Source organism: Porphyromonas canoris (assembly GCF_000769115.1).
Taxonomy (GTDB): domain Bacteria; phylum Bacteroidota; class Bacteroidia; order Bacteroidales; family Porphyromonadaceae; genus Porphyromonas_A; species Porphyromonas_A canoris.
This window is the reverse complement of sequence record NZ_JQZV01000013.1, coordinates 798,327-816,917: the sequence shown is the minus strand read 5'-3', so window position 1 is coordinate 816,917 and position 18,591 is coordinate 798,327. Positions and strand designations below refer to the sequence as shown.

General features: G+C 44.0%; 16 protein-coding genes. 3 read left to right on the top strand and 13 right to left on the bottom strand.

Annotated elements, in window-relative coordinates:
• Window positions 1-97: 97 nt before the first annotated feature.
• The 3 genes from HQ43_RS08500 to HQ43_RS08490 all read left to right on the top strand — a co-directional run bounded on the left by HQ43_RS08500 (window position 98) and on the right by HQ43_RS08490 (window position 3,163).
• Window positions 98-601, top strand: coding sequence for a hypothetical protein (locus HQ43_RS08500; protein WP_036792202.1), 504 nt, complete (start codon window positions 98-100; stop codon window positions 599-601).
• A 160-nt stretch (window positions 602-761) separates the two neighbouring features.
• The gene (locus HQ43_RS08495) at window positions 762-1,625 is read left to right on the top strand and encodes an SDR family NAD(P)-dependent oxidoreductase (protein WP_235305966.1); all 864 of its coding nucleotides are present in this window, start codon (window positions 762-764) and stop codon (window positions 1,623-1,625) included.
• Between the two features lie 62 nt (window positions 1,626-1,687).
• A complete protein-coding gene (locus HQ43_RS08490; protein ID WP_161785903.1) occupies window positions 1,688-3,163 on the top strand; it encodes an AMP-binding protein in 1,476 nt (491 codons plus the stop codon).
• A 41-nt stretch (window positions 3,164-3,204) separates the two neighbouring features.
• Here the strand turns inward: HQ43_RS08490 and meaB are convergent, their stop codons facing one another.
• The 13 genes from meaB to ypfJ form a co-directional block, all read right to left on the bottom strand.
• Window positions 3,205-4,293 (bottom strand): methylmalonyl Co-A mutase-associated GTPase MeaB, encoded by a 1,089-nt coding sequence (gene meaB, locus HQ43_RS08485; protein ID WP_036792192.1) that lies wholly within the window; start codon window positions 4,291-4,293, stop codon window positions 3,205-3,207.
• 31 nt (window positions 4,294-4,324) lie between these two features.
• Window positions 4,325-5,533: a class I SAM-dependent rRNA methyltransferase gene (locus HQ43_RS08480; RefSeq protein WP_036792189.1), complete on the bottom strand. Its 1,209-nt coding sequence runs from the start codon at window positions 5,531-5,533 to the stop codon at window positions 4,325-4,327.
• Entirely contained in the window at window positions 5,533-6,207 is a 675-nt protein-coding gene (locus HQ43_RS08475; protein WP_036792187.1) for a 3'-5' exonuclease, read from the bottom strand. The genes HQ43_RS08480 and HQ43_RS08475 overlap by 1 nt, the downstream gene beginning before the upstream one ends.
• On the bottom strand, window positions 6,200-6,784 hold the full coding sequence (locus HQ43_RS08470) for a DUF5063 domain-containing protein (RefSeq protein WP_036792185.1): 585 nt from the start codon (window positions 6,782-6,784) through the stop codon (window positions 6,200-6,202). The genes HQ43_RS08475 and HQ43_RS08470 overlap by 8 nt, the downstream gene beginning before the upstream one ends.
• Window positions 6,785-7,305: 521 nt before the next feature.
• Window positions 7,306-8,253, bottom strand: coding sequence for a thioredoxin-disulfide reductase (gene trxB / locus HQ43_RS08465; RefSeq protein ID WP_036792858.1), 948 nt, complete (start codon window positions 8,251-8,253; stop codon window positions 7,306-7,308).
• Between the two features lie 31 nt (window positions 8,254-8,284).
• Window positions 8,285-8,929, bottom strand: coding sequence for a LolA-like putative outer membrane lipoprotein chaperone (locus HQ43_RS08460; protein ID WP_036792183.1), 645 nt, complete (start codon window positions 8,927-8,929; stop codon window positions 8,285-8,287).
• A 28-nt stretch (window positions 8,930-8,957) separates the two neighbouring features.
• Window positions 8,958-11,435 (bottom strand): FtsK/SpoIIIE family DNA translocase, encoded by a 2,478-nt coding sequence (locus HQ43_RS08455; protein WP_036792181.1) that lies wholly within the window; start codon window positions 11,433-11,435, stop codon window positions 8,958-8,960.
• Between the two features lie 97 nt (window positions 11,436-11,532).
• Window positions 11,533-12,288: a LytR/AlgR family response regulator transcription factor gene (locus HQ43_RS09560; RefSeq protein ID WP_052103166.1), complete on the bottom strand. Its 756-nt coding sequence runs from the start codon at window positions 12,286-12,288 to the stop codon at window positions 11,533-11,535.
• Between the two features lie 3 nt (window positions 12,289-12,291).
• The gene (locus HQ43_RS08445; protein ID WP_036866914.1) at window positions 12,292-13,239 is read right to left on the bottom strand and encodes a LiaF domain-containing protein; all 948 of its coding nucleotides are present in this window, start codon (window positions 13,237-13,239) and stop codon (window positions 12,292-12,294) included.
• A gap of 421 nt (window positions 13,240-13,660) precedes the next feature.
• Window positions 13,661-14,488 (bottom strand): purine nucleoside phosphorylase I, inosine and guanosine-specific, encoded by an 828-nt coding sequence (locus HQ43_RS08440; RefSeq protein WP_036792175.1) that lies wholly within the window; start codon window positions 14,486-14,488, stop codon window positions 13,661-13,663.
• Between the two features lie 29 nt (window positions 14,489-14,517).
• Window positions 14,518-15,804, bottom strand: coding sequence for an amidohydrolase (locus HQ43_RS08435; protein WP_036792174.1), 1,287 nt, complete (start codon window positions 15,802-15,804; stop codon window positions 14,518-14,520).
• Between the two features lie 8 nt (window positions 15,805-15,812).
• Window positions 15,813-17,177: a dipeptidase gene (locus tag HQ43_RS08430; protein ID WP_036792173.1), complete on the bottom strand. Its 1,365-nt coding sequence runs from the start codon at window positions 17,175-17,177 to the stop codon at window positions 15,813-15,815.
• A gap of 122 nt (window positions 17,178-17,299) precedes the next feature.
• Window positions 17,300-18,157, bottom strand: a complete 858-nt coding sequence (gene ypfJ, locus HQ43_RS08425) for a KPN_02809 family neutral zinc metallopeptidase (protein ID WP_036792172.1) — start codon at window positions 18,155-18,157, stop codon at window positions 17,300-17,302.
• Window positions 18,158-18,591: the final 434 nt, after the last annotated feature.

The following is an 18,591-nucleotide window of genomic DNA, read 5'->3' as shown; positions in this document are numbered from 1 at the left end:
TAGCTTAAAAGTATCCGAAAATCGGGTACCTCTTCGTTTCAGGTGTTCTAAAAAGATGCCTGCTATCGGAGAGCCAGTGTGAACTTAAACTTATTGTATGAATTCTAAAACTTTTGCCTTGGCAACAGTTTTTCTGATTTTGCTCTCAGTGCTACTTACTGCTTCTGTCGGTAAAGGAGAGCGCGCCATTTATGGTTATAATCCGGGAGATATGTTGCAAAGGATCAAAGTGGAGGGAGAAATAGTACCGGTGTCTGTAGGTGATGAAGACTCTTCAATAGTACACTTTTGGAGTATTGAAGATGCAAAATCCAGACTGACAAATGCGTTACTTAACGAGCGTTGCAAAGGTTCAGATGTAAATTTTATTTCTATCTGTATTGATGGCTCGCTTCGGGATATGGAGCAATGCTTGGCTTTGGATGGGATAGACCCTCAAAGCGGCTCCAGCAAATACCTCCGTTTGAATGATTACCGTACTCTTGCTCGAGACTTTGAAGTAAGAAAAGGACAGACAAAGACGTTTCTTGTATCTGCTTCAGGGATAATAGAAGAGGTCTTCTCCAACGAAGATGCGTGGAAAACCTACTCCGGATTATAGTTCATCGAAAGAGTATGCATGGTCTTAAAAAGACTAAAGCACGACCTAAAAGTCGTTATTGATATCTAAACCCCTCACAATAGTATCTTCGGATGCCAATTGTGAGGGGTTTATTTTTCTCTTTGTATCTTTGGGGCAAACTCACAGAATGCTCTCTTCTATGTTACGATATTTGGCTCCTTTGCTTTATCCTTCCATTTGTTCTCTTTCTGAGAAAGAACGAGAACGATATTTCAAAGGCAAATGGGTTGTTGTTACCGGTGCATCTCGTGGCATAGGTGCTTGTTTGGTGGAAGAGCTCATCGCGTCAAAAGCAAATCTGCTGCTCATTGCCCGATCTGAAGATAAACTCCGGGAGCTTTGCAGGAAGGCATCATCCCATGGTTGTTCTGCTATCTATCGGGCATTGGACTTGCGTAACCAAGAGCAACTCTCCTTTCTTTGCGAAGAGCTTCCGGGCTTACTTCCCAATGTTCACTTCTTTTTTAGCAATGCGGGAAAATCTATCAAGCGCAAGATATCAGACTCTATTTCACGTTCACATGACTTTGACCGAACCATCTCACTGAATTATACCGCAGCTATACACCTATCTCTTGCTCTTCTTCCTGCCCTCAAACGATCTCATGGTACCATCATATCAACCTCTGCCGTAAGTCTCCTCTACCCTTTTGCACCCGAATGGTCTGCCTATCATTCCTCAAAAGGAGCGGCAGATATCTGGTTTCGCACGGCATCGACAGAGTTATTTACAGAAGGAGTAAAAGTTCGCATTGCTTACATTCCTTTGGTACACACCGAGATGTCTGCACCTAATCTTTATTACAAAAATCTTCCCGGTTATCAACCGGAAGCAGCAGCCCGAATACTTTTGAAGCTTGCCATTGGCGGACGAAGCAGATATATCCCTTGGTGGGCAAGGTTATCCGCTCCTTTCGCCCAAGTTTTCTCTCCTCTTGTAACCATTGGCTACAAATACTATTTCAAGAAAAAAAGATGTCTCAATACCGCTATTCGATTATAAAAGCCCTCTATAATCAGAATTTTATCTCTCCTAAAGGAGTCTTCTATTGGGTAAAATCCTTTATGAAAGAAGGCTTATCTCTCATGGCTCTACTCCATTTTTCTGCTAAACTTTATCCGAAAAGATCGGCATTGATCTACGGACAAGATGAGAAGAAAAACTACAAAGAGTTGTACGAAGACTCCCTTAAATTAGCCAAACTCCTTATGCAATGCTATAAAATAAAAAGAGGAGATCAGGTTGCAGTTCTGGTAAGAAATCATCATATAGCTGTCATGCTTCTGCCCGCATTGTCTCGTATAGGAGCAGATGTTCATCTTCTGAATACAGATCTGAATGCTTCCAAGGTAGAAGAAATCTTAACCACCAAAAGAAAGTTTTCTCTTCTTATCATAGATGAAGAGCTTCGAGAGAGAGTGCTTCCACTCACACCATTACCTTTCACTTGGATTGCAACCGAAGCCATAGACTCTTTGCTCTCTTCTTATCATGATAAAACCTTCTCTACTACCCTGCCACGCATTTGGAGAGGAGGAGCATTTTCTATTCTGACAGGAGGATCAAGCGGGAAATACAAGGAAGTATCTCGAAAGCCTTCAGCTACAAATTTTCTCCCTCCCCTATTGGCTCTATTCCGTCAAGTCGGTATTCAAAACTACGAATCTACCTACATTGCTCTCCCTCTCTATCACGGCTTTGGGTTAGCTACGCTCATAGTATCGCTTGTGATGGGCAAAAGAGTTTGGCTGACTCGCAGATTCGATCCGGAAGAAGCAGTTCGTGGCATAGAAAAATATGGAATAGAGGTAATGCCCTTAGTTCCACTTATGCTTTCTCGAATGATACAATGTCCGCAAGCAGAGCAACATCTTAAATCCCTGAAAGCGATCATCTGTGGTGGAGACAGGCTGGATCGCAAACTGATCTCCCACGTACATGCGGCGGTATCCCCTATTATCTTCAATCTATATGGCACTTCCGAAGCAGGTTTTTTCCTATTGGCTACACCGGAAGATCTGGATGCAAATAGTAAAACTACTCTTGGAAAGCCCATAAAAGGAGTAAAATGTGAAATAAGAAATACCTCTTCCGAAGGAATAGGAGAGCTTTGGGTCTCCTCCTCATGGGCTATGCAGGAGCGAAGAAACCGATGGCAAAACACAGGTGATAGGGCTCGCAAAACTCCGGATGGGTATTACTTTCACGAAGGACGTCAGGATCAGATGGTGGTTTGTGGTGGAGAAAATGTCTATCCGGAAGTTGTAGAAAGAGTCATTGTAGAGCATCCGAATGTCCTCTCAACCAAAGTTTATTCCGAGTCGACTACCGATGGCGTTACATTCTTGGTAGCAGACATAGAGCCGGTGAAAGGGTCGGAAATTTCGGAAGAGGAGCTTAAAACATGGCTTCGTCCAAGACTTTCCCACGCAGAAATGCCCAGAAAGATAAATATTGGCACGCTCTCTCTTTTGGCTACAGGGAAAAGAGTAGCCAATCAGAGTGGACTAAATGAGACCGTAAATCAAGAGAGAAAATAAAAAGAGTCTGTCTCACACCTTTTTTTGTTCCTCTCCGGCTTCTACTTCTTCTTACCAAAATAGGTCTCTAATAGCTCTGCGCTGGCAACAAATGAGCTTTTTCTATTCTCCAACACATCATTCTCCACAAGAGGAAGAAGTGTCTCTATCGTTTTATTGTGATAGAAGTTTCTCAAAAGTTCTTCATGTATGCTTTCGTACATCCAATATTTGGACTGCTGGTTACGCTTCTTCTCGAAGTAGCCATTCTCTTTTACGAAAGCGACATAGTTCTCAATCATCTGCCACACTTCATCTATACCCAAAGCGTAATAGCCCGAATAGGTCAAAACTCTGGGAAACCAACCGCTTTCTGCAGGGGGGAACAAGTGCAGCGCATTGCGATAGTGAGATGCTGCAAGCTTGGCTTTGTCTATATTATCTCCGTCTGCTTTGTTGATGACAATGCCATCCGCCATCTCCATGATACCTCTCTTGATCCCTTGCAACTCGTCTCCCGTTCCGGCAAGCTGAATAAGCAGGAAAAAATCGACCATAGAGTGCACAGCCGTTTCACTCTGACCCACACCTACGGTTTCAACAAAAATGGTATCAAAACCTGCAGCCTCGCAGAGGACAATGGTTTCACGCGTTTTTCTGGCAACACCTCCCAAAGATCCTGCCGAGGGAGAAGGACGTATAAAAGCATTATCTTCCTTTGAAAGATCCTCCATTCGTGTCTTATCTCCCAAGATACTGCCTTTAGAACGTTCACTACTGGGGTCTATTGCCAACACTGCAAGCTTATGTCCCTTACGGATAACATGCATCCCGAAAGCATCTATACTCGTACTTTTACCTGCACCGGGAACGCCCGTTATACCGAGACGTATGCTCTTCCCGGCATGAGGAAGACACTTCTCAATCACCTCTTGGGCTATCACTTGGTTGCTCTCCAGCGAGCTTTCCACGAGTGTTACCGCCTGAGAAAGCATTGTCATATTTCCTTTTAGAATGCCTTCCACATACTCCGCAGCCGTGTATGTACGTATCTTTCTCTTTTTAAGATATGGGCTGACTATGGGAGCATTTTCTACTCCCTTATTTACTTTCAGACCTTTATACTTCTCGTCGTTCTCCGGGTGAAACATCTGTGATAACGGTATTAAATATTAAAACGCATTAGTCGATATAGAGCACAAGTCCTTTCAGGTATTCTCCTTCGGGATGATAGATACTTACCGGATGATCCATCGGCTGTGTTAGCTGATGAAGTATCCGCACTTGCTTTCCTGCCTGAAGCGCAGCAGTGAAAACAGCTTGTCTGAACTGTTCGGGAGAGACAGCCTGTGAACAGCTGAATGTAAACAAAATACTTCCGGAGTTCATCTTGGACATCGCTGCCACATTCAGCTTGCGATACCCCTGAAGAGCATTATGCAACACTTTACGATGCTTGGCAAAAGCAGGAGGATCGAGTACTACCACATCAAACTCTCCCGGTTCTACCCTGTCCAAATAGCGGAACGCATCTTCCACATAAGCCTCATGAGTGGCATCCTTACTCCATACACTCTTGTTCTCGTCTATGTTTCGCTGCATCATCTCTATGGCTTTGGCACTGCTGTCCACCGATACTACCCTTTTGGCTCCTCCGCGTAAAGCGTAGATGGAAAAGCCTCCCGAATAGCAGAACATATTCAGTACGGATGCTCCCTTAGAGTAGTGTTCAAGAAGTGTTCTATTTTCTCTCTGATCCACGAAAAAGCCTGTCTTCTGCCCTCTAAGGATATCCGGATATATCTTGATGCCATTCTCTAAAGCATAGTTATCTGCAAACTTCTCTCCGCCGATAAGACCACTTGTAAAATCTACTTCGGCTTTGAATGGCAATGTAGTATCCGACTTGTAATAGACACTCTTGATAATCTCCGAAAAAGGAGCTTGCAGGAGGACATCCCTTACAGACTCCCTTAGCAAGTGCATACCGATAGTATGCGCTTGAATAACCGCAACAGAGCCATATACATCTACCACCAATCCGGGAAGGAAGTCCCCTTCCCCATGCACAAGACGGTATATGGTATTATCGGGACGTATGAGTCCAATCTTCTTCCTAAGATCCAAAGCAGACTCTAATCTTCTCTTTAGAAAAGCACTATCTATAACCTCCTCTTTGAAGGTTAAGACCCGAACGGCTATGGAGCCTATTTCGCAATATCCACGAGCAAGAAAAGAGCCCTCGGCACTATATACATCCACGAGTTCTCCCTCCTCCAGTGGTTGAGAACTGTGTTGTATTGCCCCGGAGAACACCCACGGATGACACCTCTGAAGCGATTCGTTTTTCCCCTTTTTCAGGGTTATGATAGGATATAGACCTTTTTCCATTACACTTTTCTTCTTCGTCTTTTTATGACTTTCCTCTTTGGTTTAAAAACGGTGGAAGCCAAAAACTCCTCTTTCATATACTCTCTCAGCGCAAGATATATCTTGAGCCCTGCCACGGCATCCAATGCCGCGTAAGTGCATTGAGGAGCCGAAAGAACGGGGGCTTCCCAGTTGGTCAGGCGCTGCGCCTTTGAAAGCCTTCTGTTGAACAGCACGGCATATATTTTTGAAAGAGCCAGGACTTCTATTCCGGCAGCCGAAGAGAGATGTCGAAGCTCACAAAAGTTATGAGTTTCCATCTTATAGTCGGACAGCAGAGCTTTGGTATCGTCACCAATGCCCACACCCACTTTTACCGGTGTCTCCGACCAAAGGAAAGAGAGATAATCTCTCTTCTCTTCACTATCCAATATTCGGGGCAGGCGAAAAAGATAAACCTTTCCCGGTACAGCCACTTGCAGCAGACTCACCTTGTGATGTACTCCACGCTTAAATGCCGGCTTTGTCTCCGTATCCATACCGATGACATTGGCATGCCGGATCTCTTCCACTATCTCTTGCAGCTGCGTATCCGAAGTGGTTTCGTCTATTACCACGACAGGTTCAGACAGCTGTTCTATCTCTACTTCTTGCAGCTCTTCCTCCGTGATATTTGTCTTCCGGATGCTATTCATACTCTCCGTCCCCTTCCATCTCCATCTCAATAGCATCATGAATGGCACGAGCAATGATCAATACCTTCTTTCCCCACGTGTGAGTGAATCCTTGCAGGTAGTCATAGATCAGCATCCCTTTTATTTCATCGGTCTGAACATCTATCCGATAGTTCCAGACAAAGTCCACTATCTCCTGAAAAACATCTGCCACCAGTTCCGAAACCGTAAAAGCCTTGGATTCATACTCCGGCTGAGCCACATCTATGGAGCCGTCTATTATGGTATCGTACTCTCCCATCAGTTCAGCGATACTGTCTTGTACGGCATTATACTGCTCTTCGGTTACGATGTACTCGCGCTCCGACTCTTCATACTGATACTCCTCATAGTCCGAAACAGGAGTAGATAGAGCTGCAGAGTAGAGAGCCAACAGATGCCCCTGCAAACCTCGAAGCTTTGCTTCACGATTTCCGGACGAAGACTCTTGCCGAAGAACGGCATAGATGGCTCCTATACAGCCTTGACTGCTTTCGAGAAGCAGGCTTTCGGGCATGGAGCTGCCCTGATCACTGTCTGATGATACTTTTATACTCATCTTGCGATTGCTGATTTATACTTCCAAATACAAAGGTAACGATACTTGATGACAAACTTTGTCCTTTGATTGAATAAATATGGAGAGTGGAAGAAAACAGTATGGTACAATCTTGATCACGCTACAATAATCGTCTATACATGATTAAATCTTCTTTTAATCCTTTCAAAAAAGAGCTTTAATGCCTTTTATATTTCAATATCAAGGGCTGATTTGTGGAAATCGAACCTTGAGATATACGAACCAAAGCTTGAAAGGGAGCAGTCAAAGCCCGATGGCAACTCTTTGCCCTATTCGACCAATCTTTTGAATAGGTTTATCAAAGAAAGTGTACGGCTTAATACTCATTTCTCTCGCGCCTAAATAGCACAGAGCAATGGTTTGTGGATCTCTTCAGGAAATAAAAAACTGCAAGCACTACCCTTAAAAGAGATAATGCTTGCAGTTTACCGACTATGCTCAATCTTACTTGAGCATTCCGGGAAAGTCTTTAAAGAGTGCTGTCGCTCTCGAAAGAGATATTACAGCTCGTTCTCAGACAAATATCTTTCTACTTCTATCGCAGCCTTACATCCGCTTCCTGCCGCTGTAATGGCTTGACGATAGTGAGGGTCTGCCACGTCTCCTGCGGCAAAAACACCGGGAACATTGGTCTTTGGAGAGCCTTCTATGGTCTTGATGTAACCTTGTTCGTCAAGATCTACCACACCTTTAACCAAATCCGTATTAGGAGTATGACCGATAGCCAGAAAGAAGCCGTCTATGGCAATATCCACCATCTTTTCATCTGCTTCACCCTTGCGATAAACAAGATGAGCGCCTTCCACTCCGTTTTCACCAAAGAGTCCGACAGTGTTATGTTCAAATAAAATCTCGATCTTTTCGTTCTTCATAACGCGATCTTGCATAACCTTAGAAGCTCTCAAATATGGTTTACGAACGATAAGATATACTTTCGATGCCAAACTGGAAAGATAGATAGCCTCTTCACAAGCGGTATCTCCGCCTCCTACTACTGCTACTACCTTGTTGCGGTAGAAGAATCCGTCACAAGTGGCGCAAGCACTCACACCCATTCCATTGTACTTCTTCTCATCTTCCAAGCCCAAGTATTTGGCTGTGGCTCCCGTAGAAATGATGATAGCATGAGCCAGATAGCTTTCGGTGCCATCTACGGTTACCTTATAAGGTTTAGAGGAAAAGTCTATGTCTGTAACGAGCCCGGGCTTTATGTCTGCCCCGAAACGCTCTGCCTGTGCACGCAAGTCCATCATCAGCTCTGTACCGGTGATACCATTGGGATAACCGGGGAAATTTTCTACATCGGTAGTAGTGGTAAGCTGTCCTCCGGGTTGTATCCCCTCGAAAAGAACGGGAGAAAGATTTGCTCTTGATGCATATATGGCAGCAGTGTATCCCGCAGGACCGGATCCTACTATCAGACAACGCACTGTGGGAGTTGTGTTCATGTCGGTCATTTTTTGTTGTTTATTTATTGGTTTATCTTAAATCTATTACTTCAATATTTCGGGAAAAATTTTTCTTGTCGAACTCAAAAAGTTTTCCCGTTGTACCATAGGGTTTCGTTATCTTCTTAATCTCTATAACGGTCTCTTTATCCTCTTTTCTATCTCCCTTTTCCTTGAAACGGATGATCGAAGGTGTGTAAGATGCGTCTGTATCTATGGACAAAGAGGTAAGCATGCCTCCATAACCGGCTTTCGGCGTTGCCAAAAAGCGAGACATATTATTAGGCAATTTCTGTACAGAGGTTGTAAAATCTTGCTTGAGCAGTCTGCTCAAAGAGATAAGAAGAGAGAGCTCTTCAAGCTCTGACTCTGAAGGAGAGGTCAGATTGACTTCGTTTGTCCCACTCGACATGACCCAAAGAAGCTTTCCATTGTACCAGGCTGTGAGCGGAGTGGTATTGAGGTAAAACTTTTCCCCTTGAGCCGTAAGAGTGCAACCGTGTACAGGCTTTTGGTCGGGATAGGTCAGTGTAAACTCTATCAACATACCATCCGACGGATTGACCTTGTCCGACAATGCCTTTATCGGATCCGTTGCTTTCACTTGTGCCATCGAACCGATGGCGACAACAGCCAACAAGACACTGAATACTGTTTTTACTATTTGGTGTTTCATGATGTTTCTTCTTAAAGTTGGTTATCTGTTAAGATCTTTCAAGGATTTTCCGAAGATCTTCTGCGGACTCAATCAATACCTGTCTCGGCTTACTTCCTTCCGATGGTCCTACCACGCCTGCCTGCTCAAGCTGATCCATAAGTCTGCCGGCACGGGCAAAACCGATGGCAAGACGTCTTTGGAGCAGAGATGTACTGCCACTCTGCTCTAAAAGCATAATATTCGCAGCCTCTTCAAAAAGAGCATCTCTGCTGCCGGAATCCATATCGCTACCATACTCTCCACGACCTCCGGATGAGCCGTTGCCTCCTACTTCCGGGAGATAAAGGGGATGAGGATACCCCTGCTGCTTGGATATATAATCCACGACTCTGTTTATCTCTTCGGTATCTATGTAGGCACACTGTACACGTATAGCTTCATTTCCTTGAGAGTAAAGCAGATCGCCTCGACCAACAAGCCTGTTAGCTCCTGAAGCATCAAGAATGGTACGAGAGTCGATGGATGAGTAGACTTTGAATGAGATACGTCCGGGGAAGTTGGCCTTAATGGTTCCGGTGATGATGCTTGCCGTTGGACGTTGAGTGGCAATAATAGAGTGTATTCCCACTGCACGGGCTTTTTGAGCGATTCGAGCAAGAGGAAGCTCTATCTCTTTACCCGCTGTCATGATGAGATCTCCATACTCATCTATCACCAGCACTATGTATGGCATAAACTTATATCCGTTGCTCGGACTCAAAAGCCTGCGTTTGAACTTGTGGTTATACTCCACAATGTTTTTTACACCTGCTTTGGTGAGAAGTTCATACCTGTCATCCATCTCCTTACAAAGAGAGTTAAGTGTACTTACAACCTTGGCTGTATCGGTGATGATAACCTGTTCTTCATCTTCCAACTTAGCCATATAGTGGTTTTGAATCATGGAAAAGACACTAAACTCAACCATTTTAGGATCCACCATGACGAATTTAAGTTCGCTCGGATGCTTGCTGTATAGCAGTGAAAGAATGATCACATTAAGACCTACGGACTTTCCCTGCCCCGTTGCTCCGGCTACAAGAAGATGAGGAATCTTTGCAAGGTCGAAGCTGAACACTTCGTTCGTAATAGTCCGACCCAATGCAACCGGAAGCTCGTACTTTTTCTCCAAAAACTTTTGAGAGCTTAGCACAGAACGGAAGCCGACAGTCTTTGGATTTCTATTGGCTACCTCTATACCGATAGTACCTTTGCCCGGAATAGGAGCAATGATACGTATTCCAAGTGCAGACAAACTAAGTGCAATATCATCCTCCAAATTTTTTATTCTGGAAATGCGCACACCATCTGCCGGTACCACTTCGTAAAGAGTTACAGTAGGACCAACGGTTGCCCTGATAGAGACAATGCTGACCTGAAAACTCTCTAATGTCGCAGTGATACGCCTTTTATTATCTTCTATTTCATCTAAATCTACCGTCTGCGTATCCTCTTTTCTGTCGTCCAAAAGCTCTATGGAAGGCATCTTGAAATGACTCAATTCGATATGAGGATCATACTCTCCCAACTCCTGCAATAAGGCTTGTGCTAAGGCGTTATCTTCTAAAGTATCACTCTTGGGACGTACAACTTCAAGATCTATTCCATCTTCTTTTCCGGAAGCATAGGTTTCGATATGATGATCAATAAGTTCCTCATCAGAACCGGAATGGGTTGGCGAATAGGATGATGCCGGTTGAGAAGAGGAATCGGAGGTAAAAACATCTTCATCAATGCCTTCAATCTCATCTCCCAAAGCATCATAATCGTCTTCTTCTTTTCTTCTCTTTTTGAAACGTGCAAAGAAACCATTTCCTTTTTTCTTCTCTTCAGGCACAACAGGGATGGCTTCGGCTGGCTGTTTTTTCTTTATCTCCAACCATCCTTTGACCTTTGGAGTGAAACTCTGAAAGAATATGAGCAGTATCGCAAAAAGGAAAAAGATTAAGACAAGAATGGTTCCCGGATATCCTATCTGTAATACACTGTAATCTGCGAGCTTTTTACCAAAAAGGCCACCAAGGAAAAAGAACTGATTCGGGAATAATGCGCCTCCTGCAAGACCCAGTAAAAGCATGCTCCAAAACATCAATGAACCACACAGGAAGAATAGTCTTATGTATCCCCCTTTGCGATTACGTAAAATGCGCAACCCGGCTAAGCAGATAAAGACAATGGGGAAAATGGCAGACAATCCAAGCCACCCATTAACAATATTGTGCATGGAGTACGCGCCCTTTACTCCCGAAGGATTGGCAATAGTATCTCCCGTAGAGACTTCAGCTTGTGGGACATTAAGCACAACACTCTGATCCGCCTTTCCGGTAAAGAAATAAGAGAAGAATGCTATAAGAAGAAAGACTCCCAAGAAAGTCAAAAGAGCACCGATCAAAAGCACATACGTATCCCTCGTAACGTGTATGCCGGTATTCTTGACCCATTCAGGGAGTTTTATATTTTTGGTTTTGCCTTTATTTGTCTTCATCTTCAGAGTAAGGAGAGATTATTTAGCTTAGCAAATGTAGTGATTTTTTCGTACTATTCAGAGCCTTTTCTGCCCTTACATATCTCTTCTTTCTCTTTTATAATCCCAGTTTTTGTCTCAGTAAACGGTATCTGGAAAGACTGATGCGTATAATGTCCCCACTATGTAAAACCAGCTGTCTCTGCTCTCCATAACGCTCTATTCTTGCAATGTGCTTGACATTTACAATGTAGGAACGGTGTACACGGACAAAAAGATCCTGAGGAAGCATATCTTCTGTTGCTTTCATCGTTTGCTCTTTCAGCCAATGTCCGTCCGGTGTATGGATAGCAATATAGTCTCCATCCGCTGCAATATAAAGAATTTCATCTAAAGAAAGTATGCGTATTTTAGATCCGCTCCTTACAGTCAGCTTATCTGCTACCGGAGAAGAAGCGGTCAAAGCCTGTTCTTCAACGGGTATCTTCTCTTCCTCTTCCTGTGTCTCTTTCACTTTGTTGAGGTATCTCATCATGAATATTATCCCGAACAGACAAGTGATCAACACTCTTACCGGAGCCGTTTTCAGCCACTGCTCCCATGAAAGAGACTCAAAAAGATTTAGAAAAAGATACTCTGCACCAACAGCCACAATGCTTATACACAACAATGCAACAGCTATCCAAACTCTTACTTTACTAAACCGGAGCAGGGAAGAAAAGGCATAACTTCCTAAGAATAGTACCGCAGCATAGAAAAGTATATCCCAAACAGAAAGATAAAGATTAAGCCCTCCTACTGCAAAGGTATATACTGATGCTATTACCAAACAAGCAAAGATGCGGTGTTTCTCTATGTTGTGCAGCTGCTCCATCCGTTATTTGATCTCCACTCCGGAGAATATTGCAGACTTGACATTGATAATCAGTTTGCGGTCTGAATTCTGATTGAAAATTCTCATACGCTTATTGGAAACACCTCCGAATGTAGAAACTGATTTTACCTCTACGTTCCAATCGGGCGGCATCAGTATCTCAACACCACCAAAAGCTGCTGTAACCACCAATTCAGTCTCTCCAACAGGAAGCGTGGTCTGTCTTAAATCCAAATCGACTCCGCCAAACAAAACATCTATACTCCCTCCTCTGAATACCGGATCCAGTACAACGTACTCGCCACCGGAGAAAAGATATCGGCAATCTATTCTTCCATCATCTGTTATCCCATTGCCATTAGTTTCTTTGGTATAGTGTCTTGTAAAAGATTTTCGTAGTTTTTCCCTCCTGTTATTCTGAATGGCCGGTAAGGCATACAGAAAAAGAAGAGCTCCCAAAATCATTGCTCCAACAGGCCAATATGTAGACAATGACTCCAGATAAAAGGATATTTCCGGAAATATCTTACTAAGCTTCAGCAGAAGAAAGCCCAAACCAAATCCGGTAACCACCAATCCTCCGATATCAAAAGAGTGAGACAGATAAAAAAGTCCGACAGTAATGAGCAACATCTGCCATGAGAATATGATTCTAAGGAATGATTTGTCCAATAATCCCATGTTAGACAATAAAAAGAGAAGTGCTCCTGCTATGATCAATAACGCAATCGAAGCTGTTGTATTCCTGCCTCCGGTATCTCTTTTAGCTAAAAACCGTCCCATGAATCCCGCTCCTAATATATATAGCATCACCGCTCCCAATATTTCTATAAGAGCATCGAAGTTGTCCCCTCCGGATATAACACCGGCAAACAACAGACCTCCACCTGCTATCATAAGCAAGAGAGAAAAGAACAGAGTAAATCCCGATTTTTGATTTGAAATATTCATATCACAATACATTAGTTTATCAGTTACTATTCAGACCAAAGAGTTGGCTCTCTCATCCGGAGCAGTACTCTCGTCTATCTGATACAAAAATAGGATAATCAGGCTCCTAATACAATACAACCCCGACTAAACGGCTTAATAATCCCGATGAATGACCTCTTTTAGACGATCAAAACCGACAAAATCAATCTTCATTTTTTGTTCCTTATACCGATAAGGTGTTCTTCCCAAAGGTCTCCTGAAAAGGCATTCCGCCTCTCTGTTTTTATCGAAAAAGACCGACACTGCCTTCTAAAGCAAGTCGGTCTTTCTGTTTTATTGTCAAACATTATCTCTGTCAGAGATCTTCCCTCAAACTAATCTTTCATAAAGATTTTTGCATCAAGGGATTTCGTACAGGATAACGCCTTTGAGTCAATCATCAATACAGAGATCGGATAACCTCTGTAAAGAGTGCCGTCATCTTCTTGGAGGCGGAATTTGCTGCTCGTATCACGTCATCGCCATCATTTACAAAGTCATCATCGAAATGATACCCCTCATTTGTTATCACGGACATACCAAATACACGAATATCGCAATGGCGAGCCATTATCACCTCAGGCACTGTACTCATACCTATTGCATCCCCTCCGATTATATTCAGGAACTTATACTCCGCCGGTGTTTCATAAGAAGGACCTGTCCAACCCACATATACACCCTCTTTCAGAGCGGTATTCTGTTGGGCTGCCACCTCTTTGGCTTTTGCGATAAGTGCACGATCATAAGCTCTGGTCATATCGGAAAAACGAGGTCCAAACTCTGACATATTCGGTCCAATGAGAGGATTGGGCAGAAGATTTATATGATCCGTTATGATCATCAAGTCTCCGACCTTAAAAGATTCGTTGGTACCTCCTGCGGCATTGGAGACAAAAAGATACTCTATACCCAAAAGCTTGAACACTCTTACGTGGAATGTTACCTGCTGCATGCTGTACCCCTCATAGTAGTGAAAGCGTCCCTGCATGGCGACAACCGGAACACCCCCCAACTTTCCTACGATAAGCTGACCTTTGTGCCCTATGGCTGTGGACTTTACAAAGTTTGGAATTGTATCATAAGGTATTGCCTTGGCATCCTCTATCATATCTGCCAATGCTCCCAATCCGCTACCAAGCGTGATGGCAACCTTTGTATCTTCCGGGATGAAGCGACGCAGATAAGCTGCCGCCTCTTCATAATGTTTATATTCAAACTGTGTCATAATGTAGCAATATAAGTGTCTGTTAATATTTATCCTCTTCCGGCTCTGCGAAGCAAGTCGTTAGAAACTTCCACTCCTTTCTTTAAGAGGACATCGTATTCCGGTATCTGCCGTTCTCTCATCAGTACTTTTCCATCTACGATAGTGGTATCCACGGCACTACCGGAGGCAGAATAGACCAAATTTGAGATAAAGTCATGGCACGGCGTCATTTCCGGAATATCAAGTCGGACAAGAGACAAATCTGCCAGTTTTCCCGGCTCTATCTCTCCCCCGTCTATTCTAAGAATCTCGCTTCCTGCCTTTGTCGCAGCCACGAACATCTCTTTAGCCGGTGTTGCTTTGGGATCTCCGCGCCAAGCTTTCCCAAGAAGTGAAGCGAGTTTCATCGCTTGCACCATATCCAGATTGTTGGAAGAAGAGCATCCGTCCGTACCTATTCCCACACGTATTCCTTTCTCACACATCTCTTCGCTCCTGAACTTGTACCCGGATGCCAACTTCATATTGGAAGCCGGATTGTGTACGGTGCTGCAACCATAATCGGCAAGGATTTGCAGCTCTTCACTATCCATCCAAAGGGAGTGAGCCAAAACCAAACGAGGAGAAAGGACGCCGAGATCTTTGAGATACCTTACCGGCGTTGTTCCAAAGTTCTTAGTGCAGTCTTTCCACTCTTGATAGGTCTCAGCCAAGTGCAGATTCACGAGACAGTCATGCTCCTTTGCAAACTCATGTGCAAACTGTAACTGAGGAGCAGAAACGGTATATATGGCATGAGGTCCTACTGCAAACCGGACTCTGTCGGAGTAATGAGAAAACAGCTCAAAGTACTTATGGCAGTTTTTCTGATCCAATTTTGCTCGTGCATCATCCCATCTGTCAAACATGGTGTAAGACAATACGGCTCTTATTCCACTATCTTCCACCGCCTGAGCAGTAGCTTCCGGGAATGTGTACATGTCCAAAAAAGCCGTCGTTCCGGTCTGTATCATCTCCATGCAAGCCAGACGAGAGCCCCAATAGATGTCGTCCGGCGTAAGATGTGCCTCTACCGGCCAAATCATGTTTTCGAGCCAATCCATCAAGTCTCTATCGTCTCCATAACCTCTAAAATAGGTCATCGCCGCGTGAGTATGACAGTTGACCAGTCCCGGTATCACTCCCCTGTTTTTACCGGGAATGATATCCACCTCACCTGAAAGAGATGCCGGATTTATAGACCCGGAATTCTCTACCTTTGTTATTCTGTTTCCTTCTATTAAAATATCTACCTGCCTGTCTATGTGCAGGACATCTTGTATCAGTATAGGCATGTATCCTCTTATTTATGTCCAAAACGCTTGTAAAACTCAGCCACGGCTTCTATACCTTTCTTCCAGATATCTATGCTGATATTTTCGTTTGGAGAGTGAATGGCATTACTTTCAAGTCCGACCCCCATAAGTACGCTCTTAAGACCCAATACTCGCTCGAAAGTGGCAATAATAGGAATACTTCCACCGCTTCTACGTGCCAATGGGCGTTTGCCGAATGCTACTTCAAAAGCCTCTTCCGCTACCTTGTAAACCTCAAGATTAGTAGGGCAGATGTATGGACTGCCTCCGTGAAGAGGTGTAACCTTTACCTTGATGTAGTCCGGAGCAATGCTCTTAATGTGTTTAACGAAGTCTATGGAGATCTTTTCAAAGTCCTGATTAGCCACCAAACGTGTAGAAACCTTTGCATAAGCCTTGGATGGCAATACTGTTTTGGCGCCTTCTCCGGTGTAGCCACCCCATATACCGCAACAGTCTAAGCTCGGACGAGAGCTGTTCCGTTCAAGGGTATGGTATCCCTTTTCCCCATGTACCGCATCTATCTTTAAGAATTTCTTGTAATCTTCTTCCGAGAATGGAATCTGCTTTATCATCTCTCGTTCTTCCGGAGACATCTCTTCCACATCATCATAGAAATGAGGAATAGTGATCTTGCCATCCTCATCGGTCAGCCCGGCGATAAGCTTACAAAGCTCATTTATAGGATTTGCAACTGCTCCCCCAAAGTGTCCGGAGTGAAGGTCGTGGCTTGGTCCAGTAACCTCTATTTCCCAGTATGCCAAGCCTCTAAGCCCTGTACAGATGGATGGTACATCCTTGCTTATCATACTGGTATCGCTTACCAGAATGATGTCGGCACGGAGCTTCTCTTTGTGTTCTATGCAGAACTCTTCCAAAGAAGGAGAACCCACTTCTTCTTCACCCTCCATGATCACCTTCACATTGCAGTTGACATAGCCCAACTTCAATGCTGTCTCAAACCCCTTGATCTGTACCATGCTCTGACCCTTATCGTCATCTGCACCACGTGCCCAGATATGTCCGTCGCGAATTTCGGGTTCAAACGCTCCACTCTTCCATAATTCGATAGGCTCTGCCGGCATCACGTCATAGTGTCCGTACACCAATACCGTAGGAAGAGCTTGGTCTATGATACGTTCGGCATAGACAACCGGATTGCCTTTGGTCGGCATTACCTCTGCTTTTTCAAATCCGGAGCTCAGCAGCAACGCTTTATATGCTTCCGCACAACGGATCATATCCTCTTTGTGAGTAGTCTTGGCGCTGATAGAAGGGATACGAATAAGATCGAATAACTCTTCTATAAATCTATTTTCATGCTCTGCAATGTACTGCTTAATAGTAGCCATAATGTTTATATTTTTAGTTGGTTTTATATTGTTTCAAGGCATATCATTCCAAAGATACCAAGATATTGCAAGATAGCCAAGCTAAAAAGAGTGCGCCCGGATAGTCCGGACGCATCATCTTTTCATCTTTTGGGGTCAGGCAGATTAAATGTATCTCCTCCTTCCAACGTACCTGTGGTATAGCCTTTTCTCAACCAGGCCATCCGCTGTTCGGATGTACCATGATTGAAAGACTCCGGCACCGTATATCCCTGTGCCTGCATCTGAAGTCTGTCATCCCCTATGGCTTGAGCCGCAACAAGTCCATCTTCCAGGTCGCCTATCTCCATGGACTGAAACATTTTGTTGTCATGATGCGCCCAAAGCCCTGCATAATAGTCCGCTTGCAGTTCGAGCCTCACACTGATGGCATTGGACTCTTTCTCGGAAGCCTTTGACATGGCTGCATGAGCCTTATCCAAAGTACCCAAAAGATACTGAACGTGATGCCCCACTTCATGGGCTATGACATACGCAAAAGCAAACTGCCCTTTGGCTCCAAACCTCTGCTCCATCTCCTTAAAGAAAGAAACATCCAGATATATAGTCCGGTCTGCCGAACAGTAAAAAGGTCCTGTCGCGGCAGAAGCATATCCGCAGCCGCTATTGGTGGCTCCGGTAAAAAGCACCAAGCGGGGAGGTTGGTATCTGCGACCATAGTCCGCAAAAATCTTTGTCCAGACATCTTCTGTTCCTGCGAGTATCTGAGAAGAAAAAGCAGCCAGGGCATCTTCTTCTGCAGAAGGTTCATAACTCTGCTCTGAACTGAATGAGCCACCTATGCCTTCCTGTATCACCGTAAGAGGATTCCCTCCTAAAAGCCACGTGATAAGCCCTACAATGATAAGCCCACCCAATCCGAGTCCTCCGGCTTTGCCGGATATTTTCATTCTTCTATTGTCTTGAACATTACTGCTCTCTCTTCTTCCATCAAGCCTCATAATCAATATCTTTTTTGCTTAAACTACTGTACAAAGACAAAATTACACGAAATTTTATCATTCAGGCTCGTATGCAATAATATGAGACTTTTGAAAAAGGATTTTTTTAGCCGTTCAAAACTTTCTGTTACCCTGTTAAGAACTTTTCCTGAACAGATTCAATCTTCACATTCAAGGCTTGGTTTTTAGAAATCGGCGCTTGGTTGCCATTCTTCAAATCTTGATCTCCGGAAATCGTGCCTTGATCTGTAAAGCTGTTCCTGTTTAACGAAACTATTGAACGGGATAAGAGAAACATCCGAACGCTTTTACCTCTTCTTCAAGAAAGCATCATGAGTTTATCTCAACCTTTGCATAGCACCTCATCTATCATTAAACAAGAAGCAAACATAGCAGAAAGAGCCACACAAAAATGTGCAGCTCTTCCCGTTTCT